Raw genomic sequence first — 232 nt, 5'->3', positions numbered from 1 at the left:
GCTTTGATGACCGAGTTGATCAGGGGTCGCGGTAAGGAGTAATACACCAGGGACCACTTCACTTAACGCTTCGACGATTTTATAAGCGCGACTAGGGGCATCTTCTGACCATTCTAAATGGTGAGCTTCATCGACAACCATTAAGTCCCAATCAGCGTCTACAGCTTGTTCAAGACGCTTTTTCTTGCGCAGTAAATCAAGTGAACAAATAATTAACTGCTCGGTATAAAAC

At 44.4% G+C, this 232-nt stretch carries 1 protein-coding gene; it reads right to left on the bottom strand.

Features of this window, described 5'->3' with window-relative positions; all coding sequences use genetic code 11:
• Positions 1-232 (bottom strand): DEAD/DEAH box helicase family protein (locus AAEZ00_RS22245; protein ID WP_351090223.1); only part of this gene is annotated, 232 nt, incomplete at both ends.

The sequence above is a fragment of the Shewanella sp. S1-49-MNA-CIBAN-0167 genome, assembly GCF_040310145.1.
GTDB lineage: Bacteria > Pseudomonadota > Gammaproteobacteria > Enterobacterales > Shewanellaceae > Shewanella > Shewanella psychromarinicola.
Note: the sequence above shows the minus strand (reverse complement) of the source record. Positions and strands in the feature narration are given on the sequence as shown.